The sequence below is a fragment of the Pseudomonas sp. GW823-FHT05G12 genome (genome assembly GCF_058795575.1).
Map to the genome: position 1 here is coordinate 4,470,048 of NZ_CM179501.1, position 16,130 is coordinate 4,486,177.

General features: G+C 63.4%; 17 protein-coding genes and 2 pseudogenes. 10 read left to right on the top strand and 9 right to left on the bottom strand.

Features of this window, described 5'->3' with window-relative positions; genetic code table 11:
- The first annotated feature begins 5 nt into the window (after positions 1-5).
- On the top strand, positions 6-278 hold the full coding sequence (locus AC3RCM_RS20450; RefSeq protein ID WP_003252809.1) for a DUF3509 domain-containing protein: 273 nt from the start codon (positions 6-8) through the stop codon (positions 276-278).
- 126 nt (positions 279-404) lie between these two features.
- On the opposite strand, the gene AC3RCM_RS20455 is transcribed toward AC3RCM_RS20450, so the two are convergent.
- The 3 genes from AC3RCM_RS20455 to aroC form a co-directional block, all read right to left on the bottom strand.
- Positions 405-941, bottom strand: coding sequence for an oxidase (locus AC3RCM_RS20455; RefSeq protein ID WP_064492978.1), 537 nt, complete (start codon positions 939-941; stop codon positions 405-407).
- The gene (locus AC3RCM_RS20460) at positions 941-2,095 is read right to left on the bottom strand and encodes an MFS transporter (RefSeq protein WP_020192206.1); all 1,155 of its coding nucleotides are present in this window, start codon (positions 2,093-2,095) and stop codon (positions 941-943) included. Before AC3RCM_RS20460 ends, AC3RCM_RS20455 begins: the two co-directional genes overlap by 1 nt.
- Positions 2,096-2,237: 142 nt before the next feature.
- Entirely contained in the window at positions 2,238-3,329 is a 1,092-nt protein-coding gene (aroC, locus tag AC3RCM_RS20465) for a chorismate synthase (RefSeq protein WP_003252803.1), read from the bottom strand.
- A 235-nt stretch (positions 3,330-3,564) separates the two neighbouring features.
- Here aroC and AC3RCM_RS20470 point away from each other — a divergent pair, with 235 nt between their 5' ends.
- Complete coding sequence (locus AC3RCM_RS20470) at positions 3,565-4,527, top strand: alpha/beta hydrolase (protein WP_064492980.1); 963 nt, start codon at positions 3,565-3,567, stop codon at positions 4,525-4,527.
- Positions 4,528-4,592: 65 nt separating this feature from the next.
- A complete protein-coding gene (locus tag AC3RCM_RS20475) occupies positions 4,593-5,375 on the top strand; it encodes a hypothetical protein (protein ID WP_020193726.1) in 783 nt (260 codons plus the stop codon).
- Between the two features lie 213 nt (positions 5,376-5,588).
- Here the strand turns inward: AC3RCM_RS20475 and prmB are convergent, their stop codons facing one another.
- Positions 5,589-6,497, bottom strand: coding sequence for a 50S ribosomal protein L3 N(5)-glutamine methyltransferase (gene prmB / locus AC3RCM_RS20480; RefSeq protein WP_020190530.1), 909 nt, complete (start codon positions 6,495-6,497; stop codon positions 5,589-5,591).
- A 181-nt stretch (positions 6,498-6,678) separates the two neighbouring features.
- Between prmB and AC3RCM_RS20485 the strand changes: the two genes are divergently transcribed.
- The 5 genes from AC3RCM_RS20485 to AC3RCM_RS20505 all read left to right on the top strand — a co-directional run bounded on the left by AC3RCM_RS20485 (position 6,679) and on the right by AC3RCM_RS20505 (position 9,605).
- Complete coding sequence (locus AC3RCM_RS20485) at positions 6,679-7,269, top strand: cysteine hydrolase family protein (RefSeq protein WP_003252796.1); 591 nt, start codon at positions 6,679-6,681, stop codon at positions 7,267-7,269.
- An 85-nt stretch (positions 7,270-7,354) separates the two neighbouring features.
- A complete protein-coding gene (locus AC3RCM_RS20490) occupies positions 7,355-7,675 on the top strand; it encodes a hypothetical protein (RefSeq protein WP_020190529.1) in 321 nt (106 codons plus the stop codon).
- Between the two features lie 322 nt (positions 7,676-7,997).
- Positions 7,998-8,558, top strand: coding sequence for a Smr/MutS family protein (locus AC3RCM_RS20495; protein WP_104887198.1), 561 nt, complete (start codon positions 7,998-8,000; stop codon positions 8,556-8,558).
- 70 nt (positions 8,559-8,628) lie between these two features.
- Positions 8,629-9,174, top strand: coding sequence for a GTP cyclohydrolase I FolE (gene folE / locus AC3RCM_RS20500; RefSeq protein WP_003252789.1), 546 nt, complete (start codon positions 8,629-8,631; stop codon positions 9,172-9,174).
- Positions 9,175-9,233: 59 nt separating this feature from the next.
- A complete protein-coding gene (locus AC3RCM_RS20505) occupies positions 9,234-9,605 on the top strand; it encodes a glutaredoxin family protein (RefSeq protein WP_010952857.1) in 372 nt (123 codons plus the stop codon).
- Positions 9,606-9,730: 125 nt separating this feature from the next.
- Here AC3RCM_RS20505 and AC3RCM_RS20510 read toward each other — a convergent pair.
- Positions 9,731-9,796, bottom strand: a pseudogene (locus AC3RCM_RS20510) (glutathione S-transferase family protein); the annotation flags it as partial.
- A gap of 149 nt (positions 9,797-9,945) precedes the next feature.
- Positions 9,946-10,548, bottom strand: coding sequence for a glutathione S-transferase family protein (locus AC3RCM_RS20515; protein WP_104887197.1), 603 nt, complete (start codon positions 10,546-10,548; stop codon positions 9,946-9,948).
- A gap of 144 nt (positions 10,549-10,692) precedes the next feature.
- Between AC3RCM_RS20515 and AC3RCM_RS20520 the strand changes: the two genes are divergently transcribed.
- Complete coding sequence (locus AC3RCM_RS20520; protein ID WP_104887196.1) at positions 10,693-11,883, top strand: benzoate/H(+) symporter BenE family transporter; 1,191 nt, start codon at positions 10,693-10,695, stop codon at positions 11,881-11,883.
- Positions 11,884-11,979: 96 nt separating this feature from the next.
- On the opposite strand, the gene AC3RCM_RS20525 is transcribed toward AC3RCM_RS20520, so the two are convergent.
- Positions 11,980-12,861, bottom strand: coding sequence for a methyl-accepting chemotaxis protein (locus tag AC3RCM_RS20525; protein WP_371264248.1), 882 nt, complete (start codon positions 12,859-12,861; stop codon positions 11,980-11,982).
- Positions 12,862-12,888: 27 nt separating this feature from the next.
- Positions 12,889-13,920: pseudogene (locus AC3RCM_RS20530) on the bottom strand (methyl-accepting chemotaxis protein); the annotation flags it as partial.
- Between the two features lie 405 nt (positions 13,921-14,325).
- Here AC3RCM_RS20530 and AC3RCM_RS20535 point away from each other — a divergent pair.
- Entirely contained in the window at positions 14,326-15,069 is a 744-nt protein-coding gene (locus tag AC3RCM_RS20535; protein ID WP_492629102.1) for a hypothetical protein, read from the top strand.
- Between the two features lie 143 nt (positions 15,070-15,212).
- Here the strand turns inward: AC3RCM_RS20535 and AC3RCM_RS20540 are convergent, their stop codons facing one another.
- A complete protein-coding gene (locus AC3RCM_RS20540) occupies positions 15,213-15,974 on the bottom strand; it encodes an SDR family oxidoreductase (RefSeq protein WP_064491201.1) in 762 nt (253 codons plus the stop codon).
- Positions 15,975-16,130: the final 156 nt, after the last annotated feature.

A 16,130-nucleotide genomic window follows, 5' to 3' on the forward strand; every position in this document is an offset into this window, starting at 1 on the left:
TTGATATGGACCTCATCCAGCAAAAGTTCGCATCGGTATTTTCCGCCTATCAGGTGAATACCAAAGCCCGGCCCGATGGCGGTGTACTGCTTACCCTGCGCGCAGCGGATGGCAAGGTTACCCGCCGGGTGCTGACCTATGGGCAACTGCACAGTGCCGAGCAGCTGTCCTGGGCGATCAGTGCCATCCGTCGTGACCTGGCTGAAGAGGCCAGTGAATTGCCGGTGATCTCGATGCTGCAAAGCCAGCAGCGGTTTGCACTGCCGACCTATCGTTGAGATTTGTGTCGCCTGACCTGGCCTCTTCGCGGGTAAACCCGCTCCTACGACCGACGGTTGCGCCGCCCTTGGCATCGCGCAGTCAATGTAGGAGCGGGTTCACCCGCGAAGAGGCCGGCAATGCCATTACAACTCGTCGATCCCCAGAAACGCCCGTGCCGTTACATCCCCGGTAAACCGCGCCTGCATGCCCTGCTCGCTGCCATACAAGCGCAACGCCAGGCAAAACGGTGTATCACCCAACTCAACCCAACGCCGCGTCCCGGCCGGCACCAGCAGCTGGTCACCCTTCTCGCACAGCACCGAATACACCCAGTCCCCCAGCCGCAGGCCAACCTGCGCCCGCCCGCTGACCACGGCAAACAGCTCGTCAGCATCATGCACATGTTCATCACGCACATCGACCTGTGCCGGGTCTTCACCGTCGCGGTTGAGCAGCGCGAAGGCCTTGCTGCCATGCGCCGTCATCAACTCATCCAGATACGCGCGGCAAACCTCCAGCACCTCGTCCTGGGCCGTGCCCGGGCGCACCCGCAGGCCAGGTTCGGCATGCACAAAGCGCACGCCCTGCTCGGCCAACGTAGCGGCGATGTCGTCGTGGTGAGTCAGCACCTTGTTCGGCAGTGCCGGGCTGGCGGGGTGGAAAACGCTGAGAATGCTCATCAGGGGCGGGTCCTGGTCGGTTGCGAACAAAGGGCAATGATAACGGCTGCGGCCAAGGCTGCGGCACTGGCCATACCAAAGGTGAAGGTGGGGCCCAGCAGCTTCCAGCTGTAGCCTGAGTACAGCGCCCCCAGCGCACCGCCGGTCCCCGACAGCGCTGCGTAAAGCGCCTGGCCCTGGCCCTGCTGGCGGGCGCCGAAGCTGGCCTGGACGAAAGCGATGCTGGCGGCATGGAAGCAGCCGAAGGTGGCCGCGTGCAGCAGCTGGGCGAAGATCAGTACTGCCGGCTCCTGCGCCAGGTTACCCAGCAGCAGCCAGCGCAATGCCGCCAGCAGGAAGCTGACCAACAACACGCGCTGCACGCTGAAACGAGCGAACAGGCGGCTCATGACCATGAACATCAGCACCTCGGCCACCACCCCAAGCGCCCATAGAAGGCCGATGGCACCGCGCGTGTAGCCCAAGTGCTCCAGGTGCAGGGTAAGGAAGGTGTAGTACGGCCCGTGGCTGAGCTGCATCAGGGCCACGCACACGTAGAACGCGATCACCCCCGGGGCACGCAACTGCTGCAGGAAGCCCCCCGTGCCGCTGCGCCCGCCCTGCTCCACCGGCTGGGCATTGGGCACCCACAGGCTGGCGGCGACGATGCCGGCCATGATCGTGACCAGCGCCACCGGGTAGATGTCCAGGCTCAACCATTCGAACAAGCGGCCCAGGCCAACCACGGTGAGGATGAAACCGATCGAACCCCACAGACGTACCTGGCTGTAGCGCGACGTCTGCCCATGCAGGTGGGCCAGGGTGATGACCTCGAACTGCGGCAGCACCGCATGCCAGAAAAACGCATGCAGGGCCATCACCAGCGCCAGCCAGGCGTAGCTTTTGCCGAAGAAGATCAGGGCGAAGGTGGCCAGGGTGCACAGCGCGCCAAGGCGGACGATCAACAGGCGCTGGCCCGTGCGATCGCCCAGCCAGCCCCACAGGTTGGGGGCCACGCAGCGCATCAGCATGGGGATGGCCACCAGCTCGCCGATGCGCGCCGGGGAAAAGCCCAGGTGGTCGAAGTACAGCGCCAGGAACGGTGCGGTGGAGCCCAGCAGGGCGAAGTAGAACAGGTAGAAGCTGGACAGGCGCCAGTAGGGGATGGGTTGCATGGGGTGGCCTTGTGGGGACCTGGGCCGGCCTCTTCGCGGGTGAACCCGCTCCTACGCGGATTTCACCCTGTCACTGCACCTGAGGGCAGTGATATCCCAATGTAGGAGCGGGTTTACCCGCGAAGAGGCCGGTGCAGTTGGATCAGCGCTGGCCCAGCACCGGGGTATTCACTTGCACATCGGCATTCTGCGCACGGTGGCGCAGCAGGTGGTCCATCAACGCGATGGCCATCATCGCCTCGGCAATCGGCGTGGCACGGATGCCCACGCACGGGTCGTGGCGGCCCTTGGTGATGACGTCCACCGGGTTGCCATCGACATCGATCGAGCGGCCCGGGGTGGTGATGCTGGAAGTGGGCTTCAGTGCCAGGTGGGCAACGATCGGCTGGCCCGAGGAAATACCGCCCAGAATGCCGCCCGCGTTGTTGCTGAGGAAGCCTTCCGGGGTCAGCTCGTCCCGGTGCTCGGTGCCGCGCTGGGCCACACTGGCGAAACCGGCGCCGATTTCCACGCCCTTGACCGCGTTGATGCTCATCAGCGCATGGGCCAGCTCTGCATCCAGGCGGTCGAAGATCGGCTCGCCCAGCCCGGGCATCACGCCTTCTGCGACCACGGTGATCTTGGCGCCCACCGAATCCTGGTCTCGGCGCAGCTGGTCCATGTAGGCCTCCAGCTCAGGTACTTTGTCCGGATCGGGGCTGAAGAAGGCGTTCTGCTCCACCGACTCCCAGGTCTTGAACGGGATTTCGATCGGGCCCAGCTGGCTCATGTAGCCACGCACGGTGATGCCCTGGGTGGCCAGGAACTTCTTGGCGATAGCGCCGGCGGCCACGCGCATGGCGGTTTCACGGGCGGAGCTGCGGCCGCCGCCGCGGTAGTCGCGGATACCGTACTTGTGGTGGTAGGTGTAGTCGGCGTGGGCCGGGCGGAACAGGTCCTTGATGGCCGAGTAGTCCTTGGACTTCTGATCGGTGTTGCGGATCAGCAGGCCGATCGAGCAGCCGGTGGTGCGGCCTTCGAACACGCCGGAAAGGATTTCCACCTCGTCGGCTTCCTGGCGCTGGGTGGTGTGCCGGCTGGTGCCGGGCTTGCGCCGGTCAAGGTCGTGCTGCAGGTCGGCGAGGGAAATTTCCAGGCCCGGAGGGCATCCATCGACAATGGCGACCAACGCCGGGCCATGGCTCTCGCCAGCGGTGGTGACAGTGAACAGCTTGCCGTAGGTATTGCCGGACATGGACGCTCCGCGAGTTCTGCCTGAAATGGACGAAAGCAGCAGTATACAGATGGTTTGATCGCCTGTGCGGGCCTCTTCGCGGGCATGCCCGCTCCCACAGGATCACCACAGATCCAAATGCTGTGAAATACCTGTGGGAGCGGGCGTGCCCGCGAAAGGGCCGAACCTGCAATTCGCCCCCCAGAACCTTCCTGCGAACATTGGGTCAAACCCACATCTCCCCATGTAGTACCGCATGATGTCGCGCCTCGTCGCCTTGCTCTTCCTGCTGTGCACCGGCCTGGCCCAGGCCGCCGCCCCCACTGTACTGCAACGCCCGATCGACCTGGACACCGGCCAGGGCGTGCTGCACGGCAGCCTGCTGCTGCCGCAACAGGCCACCCCGCCGCCAGTGGTGCTGATCATCGCCGGCTCCGGCCCCACCGACCGCGACGGCAACAACCCGGCTTCGGGCCGGGTCGACAACCTGAAGCGCCTGGCCCTGCTGCTGGCCAACGAACACATTGCCAGCGTGCGTTACGACAAACGCGGGGTGGCCGCCAGCCAGCCGGCCACGCCTGACGAGCGTGACCTCAGCGTGGAGCGCTATGTGGCCGATGTGGTCGCCTGGAGCCACAAGCTCAAAGCCGACCCGCGCTTCGGCCCGCTGATCCTGATTGGCCACAGCGAAGGCGCACTGATTGCCAGCCTGGCCGCCGAGCAGGCGGGCGCCAGCGCAGTCATCACCCTGGCCGGCAGCGGCCGGCCGCTGGCCGAGGTGCTGCACGAACAACTGGCCCAGCGCCTGCCGCCCGCGCAACTGGCCGGTGGCAGCGCCCTGCTCGACCGCCTGCAGGCCGGGCAGACCAGCCTGGATGTACCTGCGCCGTTGCGCCAGGTGTTTCGCCCCAGCGTGCAGCCGTACCTGATTTCGCTGTTCCAGCAAAACCCGGCAGCCGCCTTTGCCCGCCTGCCCATGCCCGCGCTGATCGTGCAGGGGCGCAACGACGTGCAGGTGGACGTGGCCGACGCCCAACGGCTGAAAGCGGCCAAGCCAGATGCACAACTGGTCCTGATCGATGGCATGAACCACATGCTGCGCATCAGCCCCAAGGGCATGAGCCAGCAGCGCGACAGCTACCTCAACCCCGAGCTGCCGCTGGCGCGGGAGCTGGGCGAGCGAATTGTGACGTTCATCCAGCATTTGCCTTCGGCGTAGGTCAAACAGGCTCAGGTCTCAGCCATGCCTGCCGATACAGCAGGCATAGCTGAGGACAAGCCCTGATGACCACCTCCCCCACCGCCGTCGAGCCGGCCGAAGAACCCCAGGAAATCCCCGCCCTGCCCTGGGCCGAGCTGACCGCCGAACATTTCCAGCTGCTACGCCTGGCAGCACTGCCGACCGACCGCAGCACCGGCGCGCGGCCGCTGCGTTTTGTGCAGTTCGGCTATGCCGAGCGCCATGACAAGGCACACAGCCTGCTGCGCATGGAAATCCAGTTGCCTGGGCAGAAAGTGCACAAAGAGCAGAACCGCCTGGACATCCGCGTCGACCATGCCGAGCGCCTGGTGCGCATTGGCAATGAACATGGCCTGCAACTGGAACCGGTGAACCGTGGCATCGGCCGTTTCATGCTGGCCCAGGCCGCTCAGTGGTTGCAGCGCAAGTGGTCGCACTACCGGGTGGAAGGCATGGCGCTGCCGAGCAAGGACGCCCTGAACGAGGACTCACGCCTGCGCCGAGACCAGTGCTTGCGCGGGGTGGGTATCGAGGTGCAGTACGAGGACAGCCAGCACCTGAAGGGCCGTATCGCGGATATGACAGTGGGCCAGCTGAAGGCCGCCTGGAGCAGCGAGCGCCTGCAGCGGGTGGAGATTCTGGATGCCGCCAACCTGCTGCAGCAGGCTGACCAGCAACTGCAGGAAAAGGAAGGGCAACTGCGCGAGCGGGATGAGCGCGTGGCCAAATACCAGCGCGAAGACGGCGGATTGCGTTTCACCATTACCTGCCTGGTGGCGTTTGCCGTGTTCCAGGCAGGGCTGTTGATCTGGATTGCTACCCGCTAAGACCGCATCAGCTGGTGGAGACTGGGGCCGCTTCGCGACACAAGGCCGCTTGTGTCTTGCTCAATTTCTAAAAGTTGGCACGATTCGTGTGGGAGCGGGCTTGCCCGCGAACACGGGCGAAGCCCGTGCCATCCACCGCGGTGTATTCTTCGCGGGTAAACCCACACGGATAACGCTTGTGTCGCGATGGGCTGCATAGCAGCCCCAAACAGCCTAAACGCGGGCCTTGAACAATTCCTGATGCTGGCGGCACTGCTCAGCGGTGAGCATGAACACCCCATGCCCGCCACGCTCGAATTCCAGCCAGGCAAAGTCCACCTCGGGGTACAACGCCTCGACATGCACCTGGCTGTTGCCCACTTCGACAATCAGCAATCCCTTCTCGGTCAGGTGGTCAGCCGCTTCGGCCAGCATCCGCCGTACCAGGTCCAGGCCGTCGCTGCCGCAGGCCAGGCCCAGCTCGGGCTCATGGTGGTACTCGGCCGGCATGTCGTCGAAGTCTTCGGCATCGACATACGGCGGGTTGGACAGGATCAGGTCGAAACGCTGCCCCGGCAAACCGCCAAAGCCATCGCCCTGCACAGTGTACACGCGCCCGTCCAGGCCATGGCGCTCGATGTTCTGGTTGGCCACTTCAAGGGCCTGGAACGACAGGTCGGCCAACACCACCTCGGCCTCGGGGAACACGTCGGCGGCGACGATGCCGATGCAACCCGACCCCGTGCACAGGTCCAGAATGCGCGCCGGCTCGCTGGCCAGCCACGGCTCGAAACGTTTTTCGATCAGCTCACCAATGGGCGAACGCGGTACCAGCACCCGCTCGTCGACGATGAACGACATGCCGCAGAACCAGGCCTCGCCCAGCAGGTAGGCGGCCGGTACACGTTCTTCGATACGGCGTTTGAGCAGGTGCTGAAGGCGTACCCGCTCATCGTCCTCGAGCATGCAGTCCAGGTAGCTGTCGGCCACCTCCCATGGCAGGTGCACCGCACCCAGCACCAGCAGGCGGGCTTCGTCCCAGGCGTTGTCGGCACCGTGACCGAAGAACAGGTCATGCTCGTGGAAGCGGCTGACCGCCCAGCGGATGTAGTCGCGCAGCGTGCGCAGACGAGATGTGATCACGGGGTACTCCTATTTTCAGACCGGACAAAAGTCTAACAGCCCCACCCGCACATTTGTTCCTTTGCCTTGCCCAAAGGCTAGCCACAGGCCAGTAACCACGCCGCTTGCGTTGTCAACCATTCCCATTGGCGCCAAGGCAGGGGAGAATAGGTATACAAAAGCCCTATCCAAGGAGCCCTTGATGTCCGTTCCAACCACGATGTTTCGCCTCACTGGCCGCGACTATCCGCCGGCCAAGCTGAGCCACGCCAGCCTGATCATCATCGATGCACAAAAGGAGTACCTCAGTGGTCCCCTGAAGCTGTCGGGCATGGACGAGGCCGTGGCCAACATCGCCAGGTTGCTCGACGCCGCCCGTAAAAGCGGCCGTCCGATCATCCATGTTCGCCACCTGGGCACTGTTGGTGGCCGCTTCGACCCCCAGGGGCCGGCTGGCCAGTTCATTCCGGGGCTGGAGCCGCTGGAAGGTGAAATCGTCATCGAAAAACGCATGCCCAACGCGTTCAAGAACACCAAGCTGCACGAAACTTTGCAGGAGCTGGGCCACCTGGACCTGATCGTCTGTGGTTTCATGAGCCATTCCAGCGTCAGCACCACCGTTCGCCGCGCCAAGGACTATGGTTATCGGTGCACCCTGGTAGAAGACGCGTCGGCCACCCGCGACCTGGCATTCAAGGACGGCGTCATTCCGGCCGCGCAGATTCACCAGTGCGAAATGGCCGTGATGGCTGACAACTTCGCTTGCGTCGCACCCACCGCGAGCCTGATCTGAGCGGCTTGCAGGACCGCCCGGCAGCCGGGCGGAACCCGATGGGCAGCAGCAGGTCGAATTCCGGATATCCACCGAGGAGAGCGGAATGAAGCTTAAAGGCAGTTTCGACGCCAAGCGCCTGCGCCCGCGCGAACCGCGTAACTGGGGCGCCCGCCTGGCGGCCGGCCTGTCGGCCCTGCTGGCGACGCTGGGCGTATTGCTGGCCATGGCCGGCGTCGCCGGGCTGCTGGGCAACTACCCTGCCCTGCAGGAACTGAATGCCAACAAACCGTTGTCCGGCACCCTGACCGTGGCGGGCCTGGTATTGCTATGGCTGGGTGTGCGCTTCTGGCGGCGCAGCCGTATCCGCTTGCGCCGCGGGCGGGAGCTTAACCTGTCGCCGCACCTGATGAAGAAGCACGATTGATGGTTTTGCGTAACCTGTGCGGGCCTCTTCGCGGGTAAACCCGCTCCTACAGGTACCCCGCCGCCTTCAGGCTCTGTGACATCCCGGTAGGAGCGGGTTCACCCGCGAAGAGGCCCGCACAGGCTGCCCCGGCAACTCATGCAGTGAAGCTGAAATCCTCGGGGGCGCTGCGCACCCCTTTCGCGACACAAGGCCCACCCCGATCGCATCGGCCTGAAGCCATGTGCAATCCCCGTAGGAGCGGGTTCACCCGCGAAGAGGCCCGCACAGGCTGCACACGGCCCCACAGTCGCGTAAACTACGCCGCCTACGTGGAGGCATCATGCAAGACGACGATTTTTCCCTGTTCAAGGCCGAAGTGCGCGGCGTAAAGCCGATCCGCCACGACCGTGCCGACGTCGGCAAGCCCAAGGCCGACCGCCAGAAGCTGGCCGGCCTGCGCCAGGCGGCGACCGTGCGCAGTGACAAGGCTTTGGTCATCGATGGCATGTCCGACCAGTTCGTCATCGACGTAGGCGCCGAAGACGAGCTGATGTGGCGCCGCGATGGCGTGCAGGAAGGCCAGCTGCGCAAGCTGAAGCTGGGGCAGATTCCGTTCGAGGGCAGCCTCGACCTGCACGGCATGACGGTGGAAAAGGCCCGCGAAACCTTGTGGGACTTCATCGCCGAAGCCACCAGACTGGAGGTGCGCTGCGTGCGGGTGACCCACGGCAAGGCCGCGCGCCTGGACGGCAAGCGCCCGATGATCAAAAGCCACGTCAACACCTGGCTACGCCAGCACCCGCAAGTGCTCGGTTTTGCCTCGTGCAGTGCCCGCCACGGCGGCACCGGCGCGGTGTATGTGATGCTGAAGCGAACCATGCTCGAAGGCCGCGACGAGTAACGCCGCGCTTGCAGCGCCGCCCTCACCGCCGTACCCTTCGTTTTTGCGATTTTTTCCCACAGGTAGATCCATGTCCCTGGAACAGAACTACACCGAGATCCTCAGCCAGATTGGCGAGGACGTCTCCCGTGAGGGCCTGCTCGACACGCCCAAGCGGGCTGCAAAGGCGATGAAGTACCTTTGCCGCGGTTATGAGCAAACACTGGAAGAAGTCACCAACAACGCTTTGTTCAGCTCTGACAACAGCGAAATGGTGCTGGTCCGGGACATCGAGCTGTATTCGATGTGCGAACACCACATGCTGCCGTTCATTGGCAAGGCACACGTTGCCTACCTGCCGAAGGGCAAGGTACTGGGCCTGTCCAAGGTGGCACGTATCGTCGACATGTACGCCCGCCGCCTGCAGATCCAGGAAAACCTCAGCCGCCAGATCGCCGAAGCCGTGCAGCAGGTAACCGGTGCCGCGGGTGTAGCCGTGGTGGTCGAAGCCAAGCACATGTGCATGATGATGCGCGGTGTCGAGAAGCAGAATTCGACCATGATCACCTCGGTGATGCTGGGTGAGTTCCGCGACAACGCCGCCACCCGTAGCGAGTTCCTCAGCCTGATCAAGTGATTGGTTGCTGACCCCGAGCCGACCCTTCAAGGTCGGCTTTTGCATTTCAGGAGTTGCCCATGATCGTCAAAGCCCTGCGGGTTGGCCTCGGCCAGCTCATCGTCTTCGGTGACTGGATCAGCCGCCCGGCCAAGCGCAAACGCGACGCCGCCGCCCAGGCCCGCATCGAGCAAGCGGCCAAGGGGCTGGCGCTGTACCAGTTCCACGCCTGCCCGTTCTGCGTCAAAACCCGCCGCACCCTGCACAGGTTGAACGTGCCGGTGGCGCTGCGCGACGCCAAGAACGACCCGGTGCACCGCCAGGCCCTGCAAGAAGGTGGCGGCCGGGTGAAAGTGCCATGCCTGCGCATTGAAGAAGCCGGCAAGGTGACCTGGATGTATGAGTCCAAGGCAATCATCGCTTACCTGGATGAGCGGTTTGCCGCCATCTGACTGACGCTGCAGATCCCTTGTGGGAGTGGGCGAGCCCGCGAAGCAGGCACCGCGGTGGTTGGCACGGGCTGCGCCCGTGTTCGCGGGCACGCCCGCTCCCACAAGCCTGGAGAACAGGTCGGTTTTCAACCCACCATCGGCACATGCCGCGGGTGGCTGCTGACCCGCTCAAGCCAGACCCTAACCGCCGGAATAAGCGATTTGCTGCCATCTGACTGACGCTGCAGATCCCTTGTGGGAGCGGGCGAGCCCGCGAAGCAGGCACCGCGGTGGTTGGCACGGGCTGCGCCCGTGTTCGCGGGCACGCCCGCTCCCACAAGCCTGGAAAACAGGTCGGTTTTCAGCCCACCATCGGCACATGCCGCGGGTGGCTGCTGACCCGCTCAAGCCAGGCCCTTACCGCCGGATACTCTGCCAGGTCGAACCCGCCCTGCTGCGCCACATGGGTGTAGGCATACAACGCCACATCGGCAATCGAGTACTGCTCACCCACCAGGTAAGGCGTCATCTGCAACTGTCGCTCCATCACCTTCAGCGCCTTGTAACCGCCCTTGTGCAACTTGCGGTACTCGTCCAGGCGCTCGTCCGGCAGCCCCAGGTAGAACTGGATGAACCGCGCCACGGCAATGTAAGGCTCATGGCTGTACTGCTCGAAAAACTGCCACTGCAGCACCTGGGTACGTAGGCGCGGCTCGCTGGGCAGGAACTCGCTGCCATCGGCCAGGTAGTTGAGAATGGCGTTGGACTCCCACAGGTAGCTACCGTCTTCCAGTTCCAGCACCGGTACCTTGCCGTTAGGGTTCATCGCCAGAAACTCGGGCGTTTCGGTCTCACCCTTGAGAATGTCCACCGGGTGCCATTCATACGGCCGGCCCAGCAGGCTCAACATGAGCTTGACCTTGTAACAGTTACCCGACTGGTAGTCGCCATAAACCTTGTACATCGACCCTCCCTGCAAAGCAGTTTCGCAATTGCGCCCAATATTTGGCGACTGTACGGCTAAAAGCAATGGCCGCTGTATGGCAAGGATCAACCTTGCTCGCTGTAGTCTGAAAAAACTGCTTACACCTTTACAAGGATTTTGTTCATGACCGATGCCACTTCCGCACGCCTGCGGCCCCTGGCAGACACCTCCCCCTCGGCGGTGGTCGCCGGCTTCATTGCCATGCTCACCGGCTATACCAGTTCGCTGGTGCTGATGTTCCAGGCCGGCCAGGCGGCCGGGCTGACCACCGCGCAGATCTCGTCCTGGATCTGGGCGCTGTCGATCGGCATGGCGGTATGCAGCATCGGCCTGTCGCTACGCTACCGCACACCGATCACCGTCGCCTGGTCCACCCCCGGCGCGGCGCTGCTGATCACCAGCCTGGGTGGGGTCAGCTATGGCGAAGCCATTGGCGCCTACATCACCTGCGCCTTGCTAGTGCTGGTGTGCGGCCTGACCGGCAGCTTCGAGCGCCTGGTCAAACGCATCCCGGCCTCGCTGGCCTCGGCACTGCTGGCGGGCATCCTGTTCAAGATCGGCAGCGAAATCTTCGTGGCAGCGCAGCACCGCACGCTGCTGGTGCTGGGCATGTTCTTCAGCTATCTGCTGGTCAAGCGCCTGTCGCCGCGTTATTGCGTGCTGGCCGCGCTGCTGGTGGGCACGGCATTGTCCGGCGCGTTGGGCCTGCTGGACTTCAGCGGCTTCCACCTGGAAGTGGCCAAGCCGGTGTGGACCACCCCAAGCTTCTCGCTGGCGGCAACCATCAGCATCGGCATTCCGCTGTTCGTGGTGGCCATGACCTCACAGAACATGCCCGGCGTGGCCGTCCTGCGTGCCGACGGCTACCAGGTACCGGCCTCGCCGCTGATTTCGGCCACTGGCTTTGCCTCGCTGCTGCTGGCGCCGTTCGGCTCGCACGGGGTCAACCTGGCGGCGATCAGCGCGGCGATCTGCACCGGGCCGCATGCCCATGAAGACCCGGGCAAACGCTACACCGCGGCGGTGTGGTGCGGGATTTTCTACGGCATTGCCGGGGTATTCGGGGCCACCTTGGCGGCACTGTTCGCGGCATTGCCGAAAGAACTGGTGCTGTCGATTGCGGCACTGGCGCTGTTTGGTTCGATCATGAACGGTTTGACCGTGGCCATGAACGAGGCGCGCGAGCGGGAGGCAGCAGTGATCACCTTTATGGTGACCGCTTCGGGGCTGACCTTGTTCTCGATTGGTTCGGCGTTCTGGGGGATTGTGGCGGGGGTGTTGGCTTTGGTGATTCTTAACCCGCGTAGGGGGTGAGGGTATTTGTTGCCTGTGGTGGCCTCTTCGCGGGCAAACCCGCTCCTACGACGGGAAATCACAAAACCCGCGAATGGGCCGGCACAGACAACGAGATTACAACCTGAAATGCCCCACCATGCCCTTCAAATCAGTGCCCAGCTGCGCCAGCTCGACACTGGACCGGGCATTGTCCTGCATCGCCAATGCCGCCTGGTCCGCACTGCCGCGAATCTGCGTGACACTGCGGCTGATCTCTTCCGCCACCGAACTCTGCTGCTCGGCGGCTGCGGCAATCTGCTGGTTCATCTGCTGAATCAATGACACCGCTGCGGCAATGCTGCCCAGCGCACTTTCGGTCTGCAGTGCATCGGCCACGGCCAGCCGCACCAGCTCGGTACTGCCGCGGATCTGCGCCACCGACTGTTGGGCATTGCCGCGCAGGCTGGCCACCAAGGTCTCGATCTGTTCGGTGGATTGCCGGGTACGCCGCGCCAGCGCGCGCACTTCATCGGCCACCACGGCAAAGCCGCGCCCCTGCTCGCCGGCGCGGGCAGCCTCGATGGCGGCATTCAGCGCCAGCAGGTTGGTTTGCTCGGCCACGCTCTTGATCACTTCCAGCACGTCACCGATGGTGTGGATTTCGGCACTGAGGCTGTCGATGCCGGCGCTGGCAGCTTCTGCCGCCGACGCCAGCTGCTCGATGCGCTGCATGCTCTGGCGCACCACCTGCTGGCCGGTGTCGACCTTCTCGTCCGCGGCCTGGGCCGCCTGCGCCGCCTCCTCGGCATTGCGCGCCACATCGTGCACGGTGGCAGTCATCTGCTGCATGGCGGTCGCCACCTGTTCGGTTTCCTCCTTCTGGCTGCCCACCTCGCGGTTGGTCTGCTCAGTCACCGTCGACAACGCCTGGGCGCTGCCGGCCAATTGTTCGATACCCTGCTGCAAGCCACTGACAATGCCCGAGAGCCCCGCCGCCATCTGCTGCATGGCCTGCATCAGTTGCCCCACCTCATCCCGGCGCGGCGCCTGGGCGTCGAAGCCCAGTTCACCCGCCGCAATGCGCTGGGCGCGGGCGATCACATGCTTCAACGGGCCGACCACAGCGCGGGTAATCAGCCAGGCCGCCAACACGCCGACAAGCAACGCCAGCGCCGTGGCCAGGCCGATGGCGATGGCATTGCGCTGCAGCTCGCCTTGCAGGGCCTGCTCCTGCCCAAGATAGGCTTGGTCGACACGCCCGGTAACCCGCTCGGCGCTGGCTTGCAACTGCGCCTTAAGCCCCTGCTCGCGGGCCAGCTGGTCGGTGTATTCGTTGAGTTTTTCCGAGAAACTGCCAATGTGCCCCGCCACTTCGCCCAACACACTCTGGTAACCGGCATCGCCAACCGCGCCTTGCAACTGGCTGACCAGGCCAGCGGCCTCCACCGTCTGGGCAATACGCTCCTGGCTCACACCCTCCTCGCCCTTGCGGCTTTTTTCCAGGCGTACCCGTGCTTCGTCCATGGCCTGCAGCATCAGCCGCGACACCTGGGCCACCTGCGCGGCTTGCTCAAGAAACTCGCCACCCTGCTGGCCCTGGGACTGCTTGAGGGTGTACACGCCGTCATCGGCCAGGCCGGCCTGCAGCACATCAAGGTTGTTGGACACGTTGGAAACCGACCAGCTGGCCATGTCCAGCGCCAGCTCCTTGGCTTGCACGGCCTCGACAAAGGCTTCGAATGCCTGGCCATAGGCGGCAAGATCGGTTTGCGCCGCCGCCAGCGCCGGCAGGCCCCGGGCGCGTTCGACCAAACCCTGCAGGCCGCCACGCAAAGCGTCGGCCTGCTGCATGTCGGAGCGCAGGGCAAACGCCTGCTCATGCTCGCGCAAGCGCAGCAAGTCGGTATTGAACTGGGCCAGCTGACGCAAGCTGTCGAAGCGCTGGCCAACGCTTTGCAACGCCACGACGCCGATGGCCGCCACCGCCAGCGTCAGCAGCAGCACCAAGGCAAAGCCCAGGCCAAGTTTGCGGGCCATGCCCAGGTTGGCCAGCACACCGTGCTTGCTCGTGCCCATCACCGATCCCCTTTCAGCCAGTGAGGTTATCCCGAAGGCTAAGGGTGGCAACGTTATCTGCCAATGAACAAGGGCCTGGCGTCAGAATAGTGTCAAATAGCTATGTCTTGTCGTTTTTGGCTGCAAAAGGGTCGCTTTCAGTGCCAGCTGTAAAAGATATCACTAGGCCATCAATGATAGCCCGTCCCTCAACCTGCGACGGCACCTGCCCATATTAAATCGACGCAAGTGAAACATTCATTTATTCCAATCCACACTTTATCGAACACTATTGACGCCATTAAATTTGCGCCAAAAGTGGGGTATTGAAATTTTTTTAAACACCCCTGCACACAATAAAAACGTCGCTATCGTGATCGGTAACTGGCCCGTTCTCCGGACCTGCAGTGCACCCTGGAGTTTGCAATGAAAACAGCCATATTTACTGCTGTGGTCACCCCGTTGCTGCTGTTTACTGTGCCAACCGTTGGCTATGCCGAAACTTCCACCGCCCCGTTGTTCACCCTTGGCCTACAAGGGAGCTACACCCAACTGGAACTCAACGGCCGTAATAATGAAACCGAAGATATGCCCGAAGGTGGCTTATTCATCAACTTCGGCAACAAGATGACGGCCAGGCAAGGCCTTGTCTACCAGGCCGAGGCCAGTGGCATGTACTCGAAACAGCATGACCAGAAGCTCAAGGACGGCCAGGCCGACCTGGACCTGGGTTGGCGGTTGGCGCTGGCCGAACGGCATTCAGTCGACCTGCTGCTGGGCGCCGGTTACAAATGGAACCGGTTGGAACCCAATACCAGCCGCCATGATATCGACCTTACCAACCGCACGCCGTTCGCCAAACTGGCGGCGGGGTACAATTACCGCTTCAATAATGCCACCTTGCGTTTCGAAGCGGGCATACGCCAGGTTATCAATGGCGATTCGCAATTGAAAATACATGGCATCAGCAACGAAGAGGTTGATTTGAAAGATACCACCAACCCCTTTGCCGAACTTAGCGTGCTGTTCAACCAACACGGTACTGTGCCGGTATACGCTTCGCTTTACTTCAGCCGCTACAACTATGAACTGGACGGGCAGTTCCTGATGACCGACTCGGACGAACAAACCCGTGACGAGTATGGCCTGAAAATAGGCGTCAGCTTTTAGCCGGGTGACCGGCTGGCTGCCCGGCTTGCTCAGAACGGCCTGGGCACGACCCTCCTGTCCATGCGCGACATCGTAGGGTTTGGCCTGGTGGCCGCATTTGTCAGGGGCGGGCTTGCCCACGAAGCAGCCCGCACGGCATCCACTCAGATCGCCGTAGCCCCACCATCCACCGTCAGGCAATGCCCGGTGGTAAACGCCGCGCCGTCACTGCACAGGTACAGCACGGCGCTGGCGATTTCCTCGACCTTGCCAATGCGCCCTACCGGGTGCATGGCTGCGGCGAACTCGGCCTTGCGCGGGTCGGCCTGGTAGGCGCGGCGGAACATGTCGGTGTCGATCACGGCCGGGCACACGGCGTTCACGCGGATGCCCTTCTTGGCGTACTCGATGGCCGCCGACTTGGTCAGGCCGATGACCGCATGCTTGCTGGCGCTGTAGATGCTCATCTTCGGCGCTGCCCCAAGCCCCGCCACCGACGCGGTATTGACGATGGCCCCACCGCCTTGGGCCAGCAACAAGGGCAACTGATACTTCATGCACAACCACACGCCCTTCACGTTCACGCCCATGATGGCATCGAACTCCGCTTCGCTGCCTTCGGCCAGGCGGTGTTGCTCGATCTCGATCCCGGCGTTGTTGAAGGCGTAGTCCAGCCGGCCATATGCGGCAATCAGGCGCTCATGCAACTGGCGCACTTCGGCGTCGCGGGTCACGTCGCAGGCAATGAACAGCGCTTCGCCGCCCGCCGCGTGGATCTGCGCCACGGTGGCCTCGCCGCCGACCGGGTCGAGGTCGGCCACCACCACTTTCATGCCCTCGTGGGCGAACGCCAGGGCGGTTGCCCGGCCGATGCCGGCAGCCGCGCCGGTCACCAGGGCTACCTGGCCAGAAAAGGTCATGCTCATCGCGTGCTCCTGTGAGGGTTGGGGTGGGGTTCAGAGCATAGTCAGCCACCACTCGGCCGGGCAGCATCATCACAGCAACGGTTGGGCTACCATGCTTGTCAGTGATTTTAAGGAACCGTCTTCATCAACAAGGTAGATTGACAGCCTTACGCCCTC

What these genes read in the sequence shown, in the direction of transcription:
- AC3RCM_RS20450 (WP_003252809.1), top strand. Translation starts at nt 6, where the DNA reads ATGGACCTCATCCAGCAAAAGTTCGCATCGGTATTTTCCGCCTATCAG.
- AC3RCM_RS20455 (WP_064492978.1), bottom strand. Translation starts at nt 941, where the DNA reads ATGAGCATTCTCAGCGTTTTCCACCCCGCCAGCCCGGCACTGCCGAAC.
- AC3RCM_RS20460 (WP_020192206.1), bottom strand. Translation starts at nt 2,095, where the DNA reads ATGCAACCCATCCCCTACTGGCGCCTGTCCAGCTTCTACCTGTTCTAC.
- aroC (WP_003252803.1), bottom strand. Translation starts at nt 3,329, where the DNA reads ATGTCCGGCAATACCTACGGCAAGCTGTTCACTGTCACCACCGCTGGC.
- AC3RCM_RS20470 (WP_064492980.1), top strand. Translation starts at nt 3,565, where the DNA reads ATGATGTCGCGCCTCGTCGCCTTGCTCTTCCTGCTGTGCACCGGCCTG.
- AC3RCM_RS20475 (WP_020193726.1), top strand. Translation starts at nt 4,593, where the DNA reads ATGACCACCTCCCCCACCGCCGTCGAGCCGGCCGAAGAACCCCAGGAA.
- AC3RCM_RS20485 (WP_003252796.1), top strand. Translation starts at nt 6,679, where the DNA reads ATGTCCGTTCCAACCACGATGTTTCGCCTCACTGGCCGCGACTATCCG.
- AC3RCM_RS20490 (WP_020190529.1), top strand. Translation starts at nt 7,355, where the DNA reads ATGAAGCTTAAAGGCAGTTTCGACGCCAAGCGCCTGCGCCCGCGCGAA.
- AC3RCM_RS20495 (WP_104887198.1), top strand. Translation starts at nt 7,998, where the DNA reads ATGCAAGACGACGATTTTTCCCTGTTCAAGGCCGAAGTGCGCGGCGTA.
- folE (WP_003252789.1), top strand. Translation starts at nt 8,629, where the DNA reads ATGTCCCTGGAACAGAACTACACCGAGATCCTCAGCCAGATTGGCGAG.
- AC3RCM_RS20505 (WP_010952857.1), top strand. Translation starts at nt 9,234, where the DNA reads ATGATCGTCAAAGCCCTGCGGGTTGGCCTCGGCCAGCTCATCGTCTTC.
- AC3RCM_RS20515 (WP_104887197.1), bottom strand. Translation starts at nt 10,548, where the DNA reads ATGTACAAGGTTTATGGCGACTACCAGTCGGGTAACTGTTACAAGGTC.
- AC3RCM_RS20520 (WP_104887196.1), top strand. Translation starts at nt 10,693, where the DNA reads ATGACCGATGCCACTTCCGCACGCCTGCGGCCCCTGGCAGACACCTCC.
- AC3RCM_RS20525 (WP_371264248.1), bottom strand. Translation starts at nt 12,861, where the DNA reads ATGCAGGCCATGCAGCAGATGGCGGCGGGGCTCTCGGGCATTGTCAGT.
- AC3RCM_RS20535 (WP_492629102.1), top strand. Translation starts at nt 14,326, where the DNA reads ATGAAAACAGCCATATTTACTGCTGTGGTCACCCCGTTGCTGCTGTTT.
- AC3RCM_RS20540 (WP_064491201.1), bottom strand. Translation starts at nt 15,974, where the DNA reads ATGAGCATGACCTTTTCTGGCCAGGTAGCCCTGGTGACCGGCGCGGCT.